The organism is Streptomyces toyocaensis, assembly GCF_000725125.1.
Lineage (GTDB): Bacteria > Actinomycetota > Actinomycetes > Streptomycetales > Streptomycetaceae > Streptomyces > Streptomyces toyocaensis.
Genome location: NZ_JFCB01000003.1, coordinates 295,654 through 311,359, shown reverse-complemented (window position 1 = coordinate 311,359; position 15,706 = coordinate 295,654). Strand labels below are relative to the sequence as shown.

Annotated in this window: 14 protein-coding genes; 1 reads left to right on the top strand and 13 read right to left on the bottom strand. The window is 73.5% G+C overall.

The genetic code is table 11. From position 1 onward, the window contains the following. Positions 1–43: 43 nt before the first annotated feature. Positions 44–823: a polysaccharide deacetylase family protein gene (locus tag BU52_RS06840; RefSeq protein WP_051857988.1), complete on the bottom strand. Its 780-nt coding sequence runs from the start codon at positions 821–823 to the stop codon at positions 44–46. Continuing rightward, positions 820–1,740: a polysaccharide deacetylase family protein gene (locus tag BU52_RS06835; protein WP_051857986.1), complete on the bottom strand. Its 921-nt coding sequence runs from the start codon at positions 1,738–1,740 to the stop codon at positions 820–822. The genes BU52_RS06840 and BU52_RS06835 overlap by 4 nt, the downstream gene beginning before the upstream one ends. A gap of 90 nt (positions 1,741–1,830) precedes the next feature. Between BU52_RS06835 and BU52_RS06830 the strand changes: the two genes are divergently transcribed. Further along, positions 1,831–3,018, top strand: coding sequence for a class I SAM-dependent methyltransferase (locus tag BU52_RS06830; protein ID WP_037929669.1), 1,188 nt, complete (start codon positions 1,831–1,833; stop codon positions 3,016–3,018). On the opposite strand, the gene BU52_RS06825 is transcribed toward BU52_RS06830, so the two are convergent. From BU52_RS06825 to tsaB, 11 genes are all read right to left on the bottom strand, one after another. Further along, entirely contained in the window at positions 3,019–4,293 is a 1,275-nt protein-coding gene (locus tag BU52_RS06825; RefSeq protein ID WP_037929666.1) for an RNA polymerase sigma factor, read from the bottom strand. Positions 4,294–4,357: 64 nt separating this feature from the next. Further along, positions 4,358–4,714 carry a YciI family protein gene (locus BU52_RS06820; RefSeq protein ID WP_037929663.1) on the bottom strand — a complete coding sequence of 119 codons (357 nt, stop codon included), beginning with the start codon at positions 4,712–4,714 and terminating at the stop codon, positions 4,358–4,360. A 245-nt stretch (positions 4,715–4,959) separates the two neighbouring features. Further along, the gene (locus tag BU52_RS06815; protein ID WP_037929660.1) at positions 4,960–6,009 is read right to left on the bottom strand and encodes a LacI family DNA-binding transcriptional regulator; all 1,050 of its coding nucleotides are present in this window, start codon (positions 6,007–6,009) and stop codon (positions 4,960–4,962) included. Between the two features lie 209 nt (positions 6,010–6,218). Beyond that, complete coding sequence (locus BU52_RS06810; RefSeq protein ID WP_051857985.1) at positions 6,219–9,548, bottom strand: SAV_2336 N-terminal domain-related protein; 3,330 nt, start codon at positions 9,546–9,548, stop codon at positions 6,219–6,221. A 2-nt stretch (positions 9,549–9,550) separates the two neighbouring features. Continuing rightward, the gene (locus BU52_RS06805) at positions 9,551–10,501 is read right to left on the bottom strand and encodes an AAA family ATPase (protein ID WP_037929657.1); all 951 of its coding nucleotides are present in this window, start codon (positions 10,499–10,501) and stop codon (positions 9,551–9,553) included. Then, positions 10,498–12,543 carry a VMAP-C domain-containing protein gene (locus tag BU52_RS06800; protein ID WP_235216271.1) on the bottom strand — a complete coding sequence of 682 codons (2,046 nt, stop codon included), beginning with the start codon at positions 12,541–12,543 and terminating at the stop codon, positions 10,498–10,500. Before BU52_RS06800 ends, BU52_RS06805 begins: the two co-directional genes overlap by 4 nt. A 105-nt stretch (positions 12,544–12,648) precedes the next feature. Beyond that, positions 12,649–13,044, bottom strand: coding sequence for a CU044_2847 family protein (locus BU52_RS06795; RefSeq protein ID WP_037929790.1), 396 nt, complete (start codon positions 13,042–13,044; stop codon positions 12,649–12,651). 85 nt (positions 13,045–13,129) lie between these two features. After that, positions 13,130–13,387, bottom strand: a complete 258-nt coding sequence (locus BU52_RS06790; RefSeq protein ID WP_037929651.1) for a hypothetical protein — start codon at positions 13,385–13,387, stop codon at positions 13,130–13,132. Continuing rightward, positions 13,384–14,487: a tRNA (adenosine(37)-N6)-threonylcarbamoyltransferase complex transferase subunit TsaD gene (tsaD, locus tag BU52_RS06785; RefSeq protein WP_037929648.1), complete on the bottom strand. Its 1,104-nt coding sequence runs from the start codon at positions 14,485–14,487 to the stop codon at positions 13,384–13,386. The genes BU52_RS06790 and tsaD overlap by 4 nt, the downstream gene beginning before the upstream one ends. Then, the gene (gene rimI, locus BU52_RS06780) at positions 14,480–15,040 is read right to left on the bottom strand and encodes a ribosomal protein S18-alanine N-acetyltransferase (RefSeq protein WP_037929645.1); all 561 of its coding nucleotides are present in this window, start codon (positions 15,038–15,040) and stop codon (positions 14,480–14,482) included. The genes tsaD and rimI overlap by 8 nt, the downstream gene beginning before the upstream one ends. After that, positions 15,037–15,690, bottom strand: a complete 654-nt coding sequence (gene tsaB, locus BU52_RS06775) for a tRNA (adenosine(37)-N6)-threonylcarbamoyltransferase complex dimerization subunit type 1 TsaB (protein ID WP_037929642.1) — start codon at positions 15,688–15,690, stop codon at positions 15,037–15,039. Before tsaB ends, rimI begins: the two co-directional genes overlap by 4 nt. Between the last annotated feature and the right edge of the window lie 16 nt (positions 15,691–15,706).

The following is a 15,706-nucleotide window of genomic DNA, read 5'->3' as shown; positions in this document are numbered from 1 at the left end:
CTGCGCCCCCGGGCCCCGCTTCGGCCCTGAACGGGCCTCGTCCTCAAACGCCGGACGGGCTGTGGGGTGAGCGGTGCCCGCCGGGATCCGGCGAGCGGCCGGCGCGTCCGACGTGGTCCTCCAGGCGCCCCACTCTCAGTCCCCGCTCCTCCAGCTCCCCCAGCAGCCGTGTCGTCCGCTCCGCCAGTGACAGGGACGGGGCCTCGCCGGACGGTACGGAGACGATGTCGCCGGGATTCAGGTGGTGGGGGCCGCGGGTGTAGGTGAGGTGGCCGTCGGGCTCCAGGACCGCCCGCCACAGGACCACCGCCTCGATGCCGCAGTCGGCGGCGGCGCGCAGGGTGGTGGTGTCGTACGTGCCGTAGGGCGGGCGGAAGAGGCGGGGGCGCACGCCGAAGCGGGACGCGAGCTTGCGCTGCTGCCCGCAGATCTCGGCGCGCTGACCGGCGTACGGCAGACCGCGCAGGGCCGGGTGGTCGAGGGTGTGGTTCTGCAGACTCGCGCCGACCGCGCGCAGGCGGGCGAAGTGGGCGTAGCCGGGGCCGACGACGCTGTCCGTGAGGAACATGCTGACGGGGAGCCGGCGCTCGCGCACCAGGTCGATGAACCGGGGGTCGCGTTCGGCGCCGTCGTCGTAGGTGAGGAAGACGACCCTGTCGCCGGTCGGGACGTGGTCGACCACGGAGGGGAGGGAACCGGCCTCCGGCGCCGGCCCGGCTCCGGGCGAGCGGCCCGCCCCGTCCTCCCCCGTCCCGCCCGACGGACCACATCCGGCGATCGCGACCAGCAGGGCACCGGCGCCCGCCAGGAGACGGGCTCTCACAGGTAGTCCTCCAGCCGCGCCACCGCGTAGCCCTCGGCCGTGACCTTGTCCAGGAAGCGGCGGACCATGTCCGGCATCGTGCCCTTCCACTCCCCGCGCCCGCGGAAGTGGGTGAGGACGATGTCCCCGGGGTGCAGCGAGCGGTCCCACTCGCGGTACTCCCAGCGGTCGACGAAGACCTCCTCGCTCCAGAGGGGGACGTGGGTGATCCCGCAGGACTTCGCGGCGCGCAGGGTGTCCTTGTCGTAGTTGCCGTAGGGCGGGCGGAAGAGGGTGGGGCGCGTGCCGTAGCGCTTCTCGATGACGTTCTGCATGCCGCAGATCTCGCGCTGCTGGCCGGCCCGGGACAGGCCCGGCAGGTAGGGGTGGTGGAGGGTGTGGTTGTGCAGGCCGGCGCCCGCGTCCTGCATCCTCGCGAAGTAGCCGTAGTCCTCCTTGACGAGGTAGTCGCTGAGGAAGGCGCTGTAGGGGATCCGCAGGTCGCTCATCATCCGCAGGAACGCCGGGTCCTTCTCCTCGCCGTCGTCGATGGTGAGGAAGAGGATCTTCTCCTCGGTGGGGACGGTGGTGAAGACCGGCGGGAGGCCCAGCCGGCGGTGGCCGTCGACCTCGAACCCGTCGCGGGTGGTGATCCTCGGCTTCCGCCCGGGGGGTGAGGGGGCGGTCAGGGGGACGCGCTGAAGGCCCCAGCGTTTCGCGGCGGCGACCCGCGCGGCGTGCGCGGCGCGCAGTTTGGTGGCGTAGGAGTCGAGCGCGCGGGCCGGCGGTGCCTGGAGGGGCTGCTGGCCGCCCGCCGGTTCGGCCCTGGTGCCGCCCTGTCCGCAGCCCGAGGCGATGGTGGCGAGAGCGAGTACGGCGAGGCCGATCCGGACGCCACGCCGCGCCTGCTTTTTATCGTTTTGTCCTACTTCTCGCATGGGGCCGCATCCTCGCAGCCGGAGGGCCCGGCCCTGCCCCGACACCGCGGCCGGAGGCGTGCGGTCCACCGACTGGCCCACAATGACCCGGTGAACGACCTCGCCCCCCTCCTCACCCCCGAAGGCCGCGCCCTCCTCGACGAGGTGCGCGACACCGACCCGGCGCACGAACTCGCCGTCGCGACCCGGCTGCGCCGCGAGCATCCCGCCGCACTGGTGTCGGCGGCACTCGGCCAGGCACGCCTGCGGCAGAGGGCGGTGGCGAAGTTCGGTGCCGAGGACGCGCGCCGCATGTTCTTCACGCCGAACGGGGTCGAGCAGTCGACCCGGGCGAGCGTGGCGGCGTACCGGGCCGAGTGCCTCCGGGCGAAGGGGGTGCGGTCCGTCGCCGACCTGTGCTGCGGGATCGGCGGCGACGCGATCGCGTTCGCCCGCGCCGGGATCCGGGTGCTGGCCGTCGACCGGGACCCGCTGACCTGCGAGGCGGCCCGCGCCAACGCCGACGCGCTCGGTCTCGCCGACCTGATCGAGGTGCGCGAGGCCGACGTGACGGAGGTGGACACGACCGGGTACGACGCCGTGTTCGCCGACCCCGCCCGGCGTTCCTCCGGACGCGGCCGGATCTTCGATCCGGAGGCCTACTCCCCTCCCCTGTCCTGGGCCGTGTCCGCCGCCCTCGCGGCACCGCTCGGCCTCCTGAAGATCGCGCCCGGCATCCCGCACGAGGCGATCCCCGCGGAGGCGACGGCCGAGTGGGTCTCCGACGGCGGGGACGTCAAGGAGGCCGTGCTGTGGTTCGGCCCCGGCGTGACGCCGGGGGCGCGGCGGGCGACGTTGCTGCCGTCCGGAGCCGGCCTCTTCGCGAGCCCCGACGCCATGCTCCCGGACCCCGCGGTCCGGCCGGTCGGAAGGTACCTGTACGAGCCGGACGGCGCCGTCATCCGCGCCCACCTGGTCGCCGAGGTGGCCGAGGAACTGGACGGCGGGCTGATCGACCCGACCATCGCATACGTCACCTCCGACGCGGCGCACCGCACGCCGTACGCCACCGCCTACGAGATCACCGACACGCTCCCCTTCAACGCCAAGAAGCTGAAGGCGCTGCTGCGGGAGCGCGGGACCGGCACCCTGACGGTCAAGAAGCGCGGCTCGGCGGTCGAGCCGGAGGAACTGCGCCGCAAGGTCCTGCCCAAGCCGCACGGCGCCGGGTCCGTCACCGTGTTCCTGACCCGCGTCGACGGCGCGCCGGCCATGCTGCTGGGGCACCCCGTGCGCTGATCAGGCGCCGCTGAGGGCCGCGCGGCGCAGCAGCAGTTCCCTCTCTCGCGCGTTGCGGGTCAGCGACGCCGCCCGCTCGAACTCCGCCCGGGCCTCCTCCCGGCGGCCGAGGCGGGCCAGCAGATCGCCGCGGACGCTGGGCAGCAGGTGGTAGTTCCGCAGCGCCGGCACGTCGGTCAGGGCGTCGACGAGGGGCAGCGCCGCGGCGGGACCCTCGGCCATGGAGACGGCGACCGCGCGGTTGAGTTCGACGACCGGGGAGGGGGCCCGGGCTGCGAGGAGTGAGTACAGGGTGGCGATGCGGGGCCAGTCGGTCTCCTCGTAGCGGTACGCGTGGGTGTGGCAGGCGGCGATGGCCGCCTGGAGGGCGTACCGGCCCGGGACGTCGGCGGCGGTGGCCTCGGCGCGGGCGAGGGCGGTGACGCCGCGGCGGATGAGCAGGCGGTTCCAGCGGGCCCGGTTCTGGTCCTGCAGCAGCACCGGTTCGCCGTCCGGACCGGTGCGGGCGGCGGCGCGGGAGGCCTGGAACTCCAGCAGCGCGGTGAGTCCGTGCACCTCGGGCTCACCGGGCATCAGCCCGGACAGGACGCGGGCCAGCCGCAGCGCGTCCTCGCACAGGGCCGGGCGCAGCCAGTCGTCGCCGGCCGTGGCGGAGTACCCCTCGTTGAAGATCAGGTAGATGACGTCGAGGACCGAACCGAGGCGGGCCCCGCGGTCCGGGCCGTAGGGGACCTCGAAGGCGACGTTCCTGGTCGCCAGGGTGCGTTTGGCGCGCACGATGCGCTGGGCGACCGTCGCCTCGGGGACGAGGAAGGCGCGGGCGATCTCGGCCGTGGTCAGGCCGCCGAGCAGACGCAGGGTGAGGGCGGTCCGGGCCTCGGCGGACAGCACCGGGTGGCAGGTGGTGAAGACGAGACGGAGGAGGTCGTCGTCGATGTCGTCGGGGTCGGCGGGCTCCTCCGGCGGGGCCGTCACCGCCGACTGGTCCCGGCCGATCTCGGCCAGCTTGCGGGCGTAGGTCTCGCGGCGGCGGACGAGGTCGACGGCGCGGTTGCGCGCGGTGGTCATGAGCCAGGCGCCCGGGTTGTCGGGCACCCCGCGCTCCGGCCACTGTTCCAGGGCGGCGACGAGGGCGTCCTGCGCGAGTTCCTCGGCGATGCCGACGTCCCGTACGACCCGGGTCACCCCGGCGACGACCCGCGGGAACTCCATGCGGAAGACGGTCTCGACGGTCCGGGCCGTGTCACGGGGTCCGGCGGTGGGCTGTGGTGTCACAGCCCACCATCAGACACCCGTACGGCGGCGGAGCCAAGGAAGGATCTCCGGCGGGCGGGGCCGGTCAGCCCTCCACGACCTCCCGCACCTCACAGGTCACCGTCCAGTACGGCTCGTGCACCTTCAGGAGCCGCTTGGTCCACTCGACGGCCTCGGCCAGGTCCTTGGCCTGCATCATGGCGTAGCCGCCGATGACCTCCTTGGACTCGGTGAACGGCCCGTCGGTCACGGACAGTTCGCCGCCCTCGTAGTGCACGCGGGTGCCCTGGGCGGTCGGCGTCAGACCGCCGGTGTCCAGCAGGACCCCGGCCTTGGTCATCTCCTCGATCAGCTCGCCCATCCGCTGCATCAGCTCGGGGCTGGGGCCGCCCTCGGGGGCGTTGTTCTCATCGATCCGGATCATGGAGAGATAGCGGGGCATGGTGGCTCCTCGTGTCGTGCGGACCGGGTCCGTTCCCGGCCTCTCACCCCTGCGTCGAACGGGAGACACGGGAATCGACACCGGCGCCGGAGACTCTCTTCGAGTCTCTCCTCCCTGGCGGCCCGGCGCCCACCGCTCACCTCAGCGAGGCCCACCGCTCCCCCGCGTCCGGTTTCGCCGGCCACCAGGCGGTCGGAGTCCCAGGGCGCGGGCAGCCCTTCGTCCGGGGCGAAACTTTCGAGCGCTCAGGCGGCGGGCGCGGCCGTGCTGCTCCGCACCACCAGGCTCGTCGCCAGCTCCACCCGGGTCGCCGCCGGCGCGTCCGCGCCCTTGCCGAGGTCCAGGACCAGCCTGGCCGCCGCCTCCGCCATCTCCGTCAGCGGCTGCCGTACGGTCGTCAGCGGCGGACCCACCCAGCGGGCCACCGGCAGGTCGTCGAACCCGACCACGCTCAGATCCTCCGGGATCCGCAGGCCCAGCTCGCGCGCGGCCTCGTACAGTCCGAGGGCCTGGAGGTCGTTGCCGGCGAAGACCGCGGTGGGCCGGTCCTCGCGGCGCAGCAGGGCGAGGCCCTGCCGGTAGCCGGCGTCGTGGTGGAAGTCGCCGGACACGATCAGTGACGGGTCCACCGGGAGCCCGGCGGTCTCCAGGGCGGCCCGGTAGCCGTCGACGCGGGCGCGGCTGCACATCATCCGCGAGGGTCCGCTGATCGCGCCGATCCGGGTGTGGCCCAGCTCGACCAGATGCCGGGTGGCGGCGAGCCCGCCCTGCCAGTTGGTCGCGCCGATGGAGGGCACGTCGGTGCCCGGGTCACCGGCCGGGTCCATCACCACGAACGGGATGGACCGGCTGGTCAGCAGGGCCCGCCCGGACTCGTCGAGGCCGGACAGCACGAGGATCACGCCGTGCGGGCGGCGGGCGGCGACCTGGTCGGCCCAGGTCCGTCCCGGCGTGAGCCGCCCCGCGCTCTCGGAGAGGACGACGCTCAGCCCCGCGTCCCGCGCCACGTTCTCCACGCCCCGGATGACCTCCATCGCCCAGGCGCTCTCCAGTTCGTGGAAGACCAGGTCGATCAGGGGCGAGCGGGTGGCCTCGGCACGGCGGCGCCGGTAGCCGTGGGCACGCAGCAGCTCCTCGACCCGGCTGCGGGTGCCGGGAGCGACATCGGCACGACCGTTGAGGACCTTCGAAACAGTCGGCGCGGAGACGCCGGCCTCACGGGCGATCTCGGCGAGCGTCGCGGTCTGCGCGCTGCGCCCTTGCGTCCGGGTTTCAGCGGGCTGCGGGGAAGTCATGGCGGCGATCGTATCCCCGTCGGACCGCTTGACGAAGACCTCGGAGGCATGAGGAACCGCGGAACATTCGCTGCTCCCACCGAATCATTCGCGCCGTCGGGGCGCGAGAACCGCTCTCCGAACGGCCGCCGGGGACCGGCTGCCGGCGGCACGGACGTCGGCCCCACGGCCACGCTCGCCCTCGCCGCGTGCCCTCTGCCCTGCCTCGGTCAGTCCTCCGGAGCCACCAGCTCCGCGAGACGGAGGAACGCCGCCGTGGTGGCCGGACGCAGCCGGTTCAGCTCCCAGCCCGCGGACTGCAGGGCCGTGTCGAAGGGGATTCTCACCACTTGCCCGGGCTCGATCCGCAGCCGCCCGGCGAACGTCTCCGGAAGGGCCCGGGCCGAGGGCCCGTCGATGTCCGTGGCGACCACGAGCGCTCGCCGTGCGAGTGCCTCGCGGCCCGCCGCCCGGATGGTGGTGAGGGTGCGGACAGCCGCGTGGAGGAACCAGTCCGAGGTACCGCAGCAGATGATCAGCCGGTCGGTGTGGTCGAGGACGGCATCGGCCGACCGGTCGAACCGGAGTGGAGTCCAGTCCGTGAGGACGTACGGGTAGTAGGGCGCGGTCTGTCCCAGCACGTGGGCGTATTCCTGCTGATGGGCAGGGTTGGCGCTGAAGTGCCCGCTCCTGTGGGCGACGACTTCGAGCCCCGACGGCAAACGGGTGGTACGTGCGCGAATCTCCTCGTACGACGGGTTCGGCGGCAGTGCCGCCAGGTCCCGCACGACGGCGCGGTTGCGGTCGGTGAGGAAGGCGTCCAGCGATCCCTCGGAGGCGGACCCGTCGAGGGCCAGGACAGGTTCGCCGCGCACCGCGGCGAGAACGGAGCCGAGCACCATGGTGGTCGTCGCGCGTCCGCTGTAGTGGTAGGCGCCGACCAGGGTCAGACGCCTGCTGTGCGGCACGGGTCCACGTACACGTCGCAGCCGTGCCTCGGCCTCCCGTCGAGCGGTTCCCCGACGCGGCAGCCGCAGCGAGGGACGCACGGCGCCGGGATCCGCGGGCGGCGGGCTGAGCCGCACACGAGCGGCCGGGCCTGCCTTGATGCCGTGCGACGCGGCGCCGGCCATCTGGAGGCGGGTGCGGGCCACGTACCGGGTCAGGACCTCGGCGACCTCACTGGCGGGCGGCCGTGCGGTCGGCTCGGGATCGATGCAGCGCAGAACGAGCCGCCGCAACTGCTCCCAGGTGTCGCCCTGCCACAGGTGCATGCCTTCCGGCAGCCCCGGCAGATCCCAGCCCGCCTTGCTGCTGATGACCTGGAGCATTTCCCCCAGGGCTCGTACGTTGTCCGCAGGGACGGGCTCCGCGCCGGATCCCAGGTAACGGCCGTCCACCGCGCAGTCGGACAGGTCGCCGAGGACCACGGTGCGGCGGAGCACGTAGACGCTGTCCGCGTCCAGGGTGGCCGGCACCAGGCCGTTGAGGTGGCACAGGGCGACCGCGTTGGCGAGATAGCAGGAGACGAGCAGCCCCTGCAGGATGTCGAAGGGCGCGGTGCCGTCCGTCAGGGCCCGGGCGAAGATCTCCGCCAGGCGCGGCGGCTGTGCGTCGGGCGCCTGCGCGTCCGCGATCGGTGTCATGGCGAGCCAGGGAGGGGATTCCTCCAGCCCCGTGGCCAGCAGTGCAGGGGCGTACTGGCCCTGCAGACGGGTCAGCGCCTCGGCCTCCACCGCGACCAGTCCGGCGTTGACGGCGGGCAGGTCCGGGCGGGGCACCCGCAGCACGGCCTCCTGGCCTCGTGCGCCGAAGCCTCGGTAGACCAGCGTTCGCCGGCCGCGCCTTCGGCCGCGGAGTTCGAAGCCTCCGATCCGGCGGGGGTCGCTCTCGGTGAGCGGCTCCCAGTCGTCCGTGACGACGGCGGGCCCCGCTGTCCCGGAACCGGCGTCGGAGCCCGCGCCCCCCAGCGACACACCGAAACGCGCGAGCAGCCTGCGTTCGACACGCGTGAAGGGCTGCTGCGAGCCCGGCAGCGTGTCGGGCCCGTCCGGGTGCAGCAGCCAGGCGGGAAAATCGGGCGCGTTGCCGGCGAGCTCTTCGAGACGGCGCCCGATCCTGCGGCCCGTACGCAGAAGTTCGGCCTGCGGCACCGCGTCCAGAAGCACGGCTTTGGACGCCTCGGAGAAATCGAAGACCCGGTGCTTGGCCGGCAGCGGACCCGGCACGGGCGCCGGGTGCGGCCGGACCAGGCCGCCGAGGAACACCTCCGCCAGATGGGAGGGCGTGGCCCGCCAGGGGACCGCCGCCTGCACCAGCCGCATCACGGGCACGGAGAGCGGGGCCACCGCCGCGAGATGGGCGGCGAGGCGGTACGCCTCCGGGGTGGCCGCGTCGCGGAAGTGCTGGGCGCTGCTCAGGTCCCGGGCGGGTGCGACGGCGGCGTACCGGTCGGGGCGGGTCAACAGCGGTAGCTCCACCGTGATGCCCGGGGACGCGAGCAGACGTGCCCAGACCCCGAGCGAGTCAGCCGTGGGTTCGAGGACGGGGACCGGGGTGTCCTCGAAGCGACTGAGCTCCTGCGGGAGTACGGGGTCCACGACCTTCCACGACGTGTTGGCACCGCCGATGCGCCGTGTGGTGGCCTGCCAGCGCTCGGCGGAGATGCCGGAGGCCTCCCACATGTCGGGGGGCAGGGTGTGCAGGACCGCGACGGGCCCGCGGGCCGCCCGCTCGGCCAGCAGCCCGTACATCGCGCCGGAGCGCCAGGCGGCGCCCATGCCGTCGCTGACGACCAGCAGAAGGCTCCGGCCGGAGGGATCGTTGACTGTGCTCAGCGGCAGCTCGGTGCTGCCCGGACGGAACGGCCGGGCGTGCAGCCGTGGGTGTCCGGCGTGGCGGCTGTCGAGACCGAGGACACGGTTGACGGCGAAGGCGCCCAGTCGCTCCAGCAGGGTGCGCAACTCGGTGCCGAGCCGGTGCCACAGCAGCATGGACAGTCCGTCGTCGACGAGCAGTGTGAGGTCGAGCCAGCGCTCCCGCAGCGGGCGCTCCACCACGTCGGGCAGGTTGGTCTCGGCGAGTTCGGCGGCCGTACGGTCCTCGTCGATCTCCGTGCGGTGCCGGCTGTCGTGGCGCCGGCGCAGCGGCCTGAGCGAGCGGCCGAGTTCCAGCTCGTTGCCGAGGGCCTTTTCCTCCGGCACCCGCACCGGCAGGGCCCGCCGGAGCTCCTGACCGGCTGGCCGGGGCCGCACGTCGGGGGCCGGCGTGTGCCGGACGGCCGCGTGCAGGGTGGTGGGGCTGGTGAGGTCCGGCAGCTCCGGGTCGGCGGGTTCGCGGGCCGGCCGCTGCGGCGCGCCCCGGTCCTCCGGGCCGGGGCCGTCGGGCGGCTCCGGCTGCTCGAACCGGTGGGGCGCCTGCCGGTGGAGTGGAGCCTCGGTGTCCGGGGGCAGCCGCCGGGCCAGCCACAGCACGTCGAGGACCTGATCGGCGTCCAGGTCCAGCCTGCAGGCACCGAGGAGCCGCAGCACCTCGCCGAGCCGCTCTCCACCGGCCGGCATGATCACATGGCCCCGGTGAGCTGGTGCAGTACGGCGTCCAGCAGCCCCTCCGCGTCCAGGTCGACGCCGCCGATCCGCAGGAACACCGCGTTGAGCAGCTGGTCCGTGGCGAGTTCGCCCAGGGCACGGCGGCGCAGGAACGCCTCGATCAGGTCGTCCGCCTCCCGCATCGCTTCCTCGCCGAGGTGCGCGGCGACGATGGTGCGCAACCGCTCCTCGTCGGGCAGCGGCAGGTCGAGACGAAGACAGCGGCGCAGGAACGCGGGCGGGAAGTCGCGTTCACCGTTGCTGGTGATGACGACCACCGGGAACTCCGCGCACTGGACGAGGCCTTGGCGCACCAGGACGGTGCCCCTGTGGTCGCAGGTCTGCACCTCGACATCGGCCGTGTCCTCCGGCAGCCGGGTCAGTTCCGAGATGTCGAAGAACCCCTCCTCGAAGACCGTGAGCAAGTCGTTCGGCAGGTCGACGTCTCCCTTGTCCATCTCGTCGATGAGCAGGCAGCGCGGACCGGCCGAGGGGACGAGCGCGGTGCCGAGCGGTCCGAGACGGATGAACGTGCCGATGGACGGCTCCCGCTCGCCCCGGTCCCGGCTGAGGGTCGTCTCCCGCAGGCGGCCGATCGCGTCGTACTGGTAGAGGGCATCCTTCACCGTGGAGCGGCTGTTGACGGGCCAGCGCAGCAGTTCACCCAGACACAGCTCGTGGGTGATGGCCCGGGCCAGCGAGGATTTGCCGGTGCCGGCCGGCCCGGTCACCAGCAGCGGACGGCGCAGATGCAGTGCCGCGTTGACGACGTCGGCGTGCTGTGGGGCGATGACGTACGGCAGTTCCGGCCGCGTCGCCCGTGCGGGGACGAAGCGGCGCCAGGGAGGTGCCGACGGCAGGGTGACGTACCGTGGGACGCCGTCGCCGCGGAACAGGCGCCACTCGGCATCGGCAGCGGATGTCATGCGCTCTCCTGTGGTTCGGTCAGGTGCAGGCGTGGCACGGTGCGGTCGGCGTCGGCCCAGGCGAGGACCGGGCGGCCTGGGAAGTCGGGCGGGCTGGCCTTGGCGTTGGCCCGGTAGTCGCGTACTCCGTCGGGCAGTTCCCGGGTGGCGAGGTCCGCCACGTACCGGACGGTGTGCGAGGCGCCGTCGCGGCCTCGGTCCCACACCACCACAGGTATGCCCAGGGCGAGACACGTCTGCACGATGCCGTCCCTCGGTCCGGGCGGCACGTCCACACAGACGCGTACGGTGTCGAGTTGGTTGACCAGGCTCGAGTAGATCGTCTCCCGGTCCATCGGCTCGGAGACCACGAACGTCTTGCCCGAGTCGAGCCGGTTCCAGCGGCTCCGCCAGTGGGCCATGAAACGCCCGTGCCTGCGCAGCAGTTCGGGACAGTGCACCACCAGCGGGAACTCCACGCCGAGCACTCCGGGCACCAGCGCGTCCGGATCGCGTGCCGTCCACTCGTCGACGGGCAGGTTGAGACCGGTCCGGTCCACGAGCACTTCGAGCAGGGGCGGCCGTTCGTCATCGGCGGGCGGAGTGAGGGAGTCCAGCACGCGCAGCACCTCGCGTGCCGCGTCGGACGCCGAGTACGAGCGCACGCTGTCCGTCGAGACCTGCCGGGGCCCCGAGCCCTCGTCGCACCAGATCCGCAGCCGGTGACGGCCCTGCCCGGCCCGTGTCACCTGGACCAGCAGACGGACCCGGGCGGTCCGGTGACGCAGGGACCGCGCCCACTCCTGGGCGTCCGAGCGACGCTCGCCGATCGCGGCCCGCGCGATGCCGAGGCGACGCGCCACCCCGTCCGCCCACAGCCGCAGTTCCGCCCGCCTGGAACCGGGGCACAAGGCGCCGACGTACTCCATGACCCGCAGCAGCGCGGGCACCCTGGGCCCTGCGCTCCCCGCGTGGCCGTCCCCGGGCAGTCCCTCCAGGTGATCGAGGAGAGACTCCGTCGTGTCCCCGCAGGGGAACGCCGCGAGGTGCGGCAGAGCGGCCCGGACGGCTTCGGGAAACCGTGCGAGCACGTCCGGCTCCATGGTCTTCAGGTGACCCCGCAGGGCGGCGTACTCCTGCGGGGACAGCAGCCGCGGCGTGCGGGACAGGCCCCCCGCCGCCAGGATGCGGTCGGCGTCCCGCGGGGCATCGCGCCGCAGGTGTCCGGCCAGGGCCGCGAGGGCCCGCGGGTGAGTGAGGAGGAAGGCGGCGAACTCCTCCGGCGTGGGCGGGGTGACAGCACTGCCGGGCGCGACGCCGCAGGCACGGGCGAGGCGCTGAGCGCCCGTCACCCGGCTGCTCGCCGAGGGGAAGACGTCCTCGATCGCCTCCGTCAGCAGCAGGAAGGCGTGGTCGTCCGTATCCAGCAGTTCGGGTGCCTCGCCGCCGAGCACGCCCAGCGGACGTAACTCGTCCGCGACACGCTGCCAGGGCACGGCCCAGCTGCGCCGCACCAGGTGCTGAGGGCTGTAAGGCAGCCGGGCGCCCGTGGCCCGGTCCCGGGGCGGCATGAAGTGGGCGACGACCAAACCGGCCACGGCCTTCTCCGCACGGCACCACAGTGGGCCCCCGCTGTACCCGGGACCCACCGCCATGCCGGTGGCGGCGCCGTCCAGATAAGCCCGGAAACGGTCCAGGCCGTGAACGGTGAGGCGGGCGTAGGTGGCTGCCCCACCGGTGCCGTGCCAGGCCTCGACTTCCTGGCCGACCTCCATGTCGACCAGCCTGGGCCCGGCGAGGAGGCCACCGGGCGGTCCGTCGACCCGCAGCACCGCGAGGTCGCCCAGCCACTCGTCGTCATCCGGCCGCACCGTGCCGCCGTCGCGGGCGCGCGGCGCGATCCAGTGGGCCACTCGGGCGGAGTACCGGTGTCCGGCGCCCATCTCGTCCCGGACCTCGACGGTGACCTCGTCCGGCCCGGGCGCCCGCGGCTCGAGCATCGGCCGGTCCAGGGCGGCGTTGACGACATGGGCACAGGTCAGCACGGTGTCAGCACCGAGCACGAACCCAGCCCCCACGGTCTTGCCGCCCTCGGACCGGCGGACGGACACGACGTGCCGGGAGGGATCAACGGCACCGTCCCCTGCGGTTCCGAACCATCCCACGCGTCACTCCGCCGCGGGTGTCGCACCGGGTCCGGGGTCGGGCCTCCATGTGGCGGTGACGGTGAGATGCGCCTGGCCCGTACCACCGACGACCCCGAGCTTGAGGTCCTGGCCGATCTGGACTCCGAAGGTCACGCTCAGTTCGGCCGGCGGGTCGGGCACGGCTGTGGCGGCGTCATGGACCTCCTGGATCAGCGGTCCGAGCGGACTGAGCGCGCCACGCAGCGCTCCGGCCGCGAAATGAGCGACGGAACGGGTGCCACGGGCCACGGGCACCGCACGTCCCATGCCTTCCGGCAGGTCGTCGTCGGGCTCGGCGGGCGTCGCACCGGCCGCTGGAGCGAGCAGGAACCGGACCGGTGTGCCGTCGGCGAGTTCTACGTCACGTGTAGGGGACACGTTCACATTGTCCCCGGCGACAGGCGTACCGGTGACGACCTCACCTCACTCGGTTACCGGATCGATGCATTGCGTACCGGTCCGGTCACCCGAGCGACTCGAACCGCCACCGGTGCACCGGACGGGAGGTCAGCTCGCCGTCCGGTTCGGGGAGTTCGGGCAGGTCCGCGTCGTACGGGGCGTCCCACCAGGTGATGACCAGGACACGGTCCTGCGGGGCACGGAAGGTCTCGCGGCGCAGCGGCCGCTCCGGGAGTTCCCGGACCCGTTCCTCGGTCCAGGCCAGCAGGTCCGCGCCCCGGCCGGGGACCGCCCTGGCCTCCCACATCAGCGCGACCGTCATGAGTACAGGTTCTCCCCGGTGCTCTCGTGGACGTGGTCGTGGGACTGGGAGTGGGCGGTGCCGGGGACGTGGGGGTCCGTGACCGGGAGGGAGGAGTCGGCCGACAGGTCCCAGTCGGAGGCCGGACGGCCCCGGGCGACCATCTCCGCGCCCAGCGCGGCGACCATCGCGCCGTTGTCCGTGCACAGCTTGGGGCGGGGCACGCGCAACCGGATGCCGGCCGCCTCGCAGCGCTCCCGGGCCAGGGCCCGCAGCCGGGAGTTGGCGGCCACTCCACCGCCGATCATCAGGTGGTCGACACCCTCGTCCTTGCAGGCCCGCACGGCCTTGCGGGTGAGGACGTCCACGACCGCCTCCTGGAAGGACGCCGACACGTCGCGCACCGGCACCTCCTCGCCCGCCGCCCGCCTGGCCTCGATCCAGCGGGCCACGGCCGTCTTCAGCCCGGAGAAGGAGAAGTCGTACGCCGGGTCCCGGGGGCCGGTCAGTCCGCGCGGGAACGCGATCGCGTCCGGGTCGCCCTCGCGGGCGTAGCGGTCGATGACCGGGCCGCCCGGGAAGCCCAGGTTCAGCACGCGGGCGATCTTGTCGAAGGCCTCGCCGGCCGCGTCGTCGATGGTCGCGCCCAGGGGGCGGACGTCGGAGGTGATGTCCGTGGACAGCAGGAGGGAGGAGTGGCCTCCGGAGACCAGCAGGGCCATGGTCGGCTCGGGCAGCGCGCCGTGCTCCAGCTGGTCGACGCAGATGTGGGAGGCGAGGTGGTTGACCCCGTACAGCGGCTTGCCGAGGGCGTAGGCGTACGCCTTGGCCGCCGAGACGCCGACCAGCAGGGCGCCGGCGAGTCCGGGACCGGCGGTGACGGCGATGCCGTCGAGGTCGCGGGCGCTCACGCCCGCCTCCCGCAGTGCGCGCCGGATGGTGGGGACCATCGCCTCCAGGTGGGCGCGGCTCGCCACCTCCGGGACGACGCCGCCGAAGCGGGCGTGCTCGTCGACGCTGGAGGCGACGGCGTCCGCCAGCAGGGTGGTTCCGCGCACGATGCCGACACCGGTCTCGTCGCAGGAGGTCTCGATCCCCAGTACCAGGGGTTCGTCAGCCATGGATCTCGGTTCCTTGTACGCCGTTGCCGGGGTTCCCCGGGTTCACAGAGGTGGACGGGTCGGTCAGCCGCATCACCAGGGCGTCCACGTTCCCCGGCTGGTAGTAGCCGCGCCTGACACCGATGATCTCGAAGCCGAAGCGCTCGTAGAGCTTCTGGGCGCGGACGTTGTCCACCCGGCACTCCAGCATCACGTCGGCGCACTCGAAGGCGGTCGCCGCCCGCAGCAGCTCGGTGAGCAGGCGGGAGCCCAGGCCCGTCCCCCAGTGGTCCCGGGTGACGGCGATGGTCTGGATGTCGGCGCTCGCGGTGGGCTGCCCCTCGTCGGACTCCGCGCCGGAGGTGGTCAGGCCCGCGTAGCCGACGATCCGGTCGCCCTCCTCGGCGACGACGTAGCGCCGGGTGGCCCCGGGCCCGCGCGCGTGGGCCAGCTCGGACCAGAACATCCCGCGCGACCAGGCGTCCTCGGGGAACAGGTCCCGCTCCAGCTCCAGTACGGAGTCGATGTCCCACCAGCGCATCTCGCGCAGCACGGCCGTCTCGGTTCCCGTCACTTGGGGGTGACCACCTTGTAGTTCTTGGGGACCTGGGCATCGGGGCGGCGCAGGTACAGCGGCCGGGGCGCGGGGAGGTCCCGGCCCGCCGCGAGCCGCTCCGCGGCCAGCCGGGCGAGGGCGGCGGCGGTCACGTGCTCGGGCTCGTGCGCCTGGGGGAAGGTGTCCGGGTAGAGCAGGGCGCCGGCGCCGACCGCGGGCAGGCCCGCGACCTGGCCGGCGATGTCGGCGGGCCGGTCCACGGCGGGCTCGGTGAGGCGGGTGCGCGAGTCGGCGTAGCGGGCCCAGTAGACCTCCTTGCGGCGGGCGTCGGTCGCCACGACGAAGGGGCCCTCCAGGTCGGCCGCGTAGGCGAGTCCGTCGAGCGTGCACAGACCGTGCACGGGTACACCGAGCGCGAGCCCGAAGGTGTCCGCGGTCATCAGGCCGACCCGCAGCCCGGTGTACGGGCCGGGGCCGGCACCGACGACGATGCCGGTGACGGCGTCCAGCGGCAGGCCTGCCTCGGCGAGGACCCGGTCGATCGCCGGGAGCAGCAGCTCGCCGTGCCGGCGGGCGTCCACCCGGCTCGACGAGGCGATGACGTCGTCGCCGTCGTGCAGCGCGACGGTGACGGCGGGGGTGGCGGTATCCAGAGCGAGCAAGAGCACGCAAACAGCCTACGGC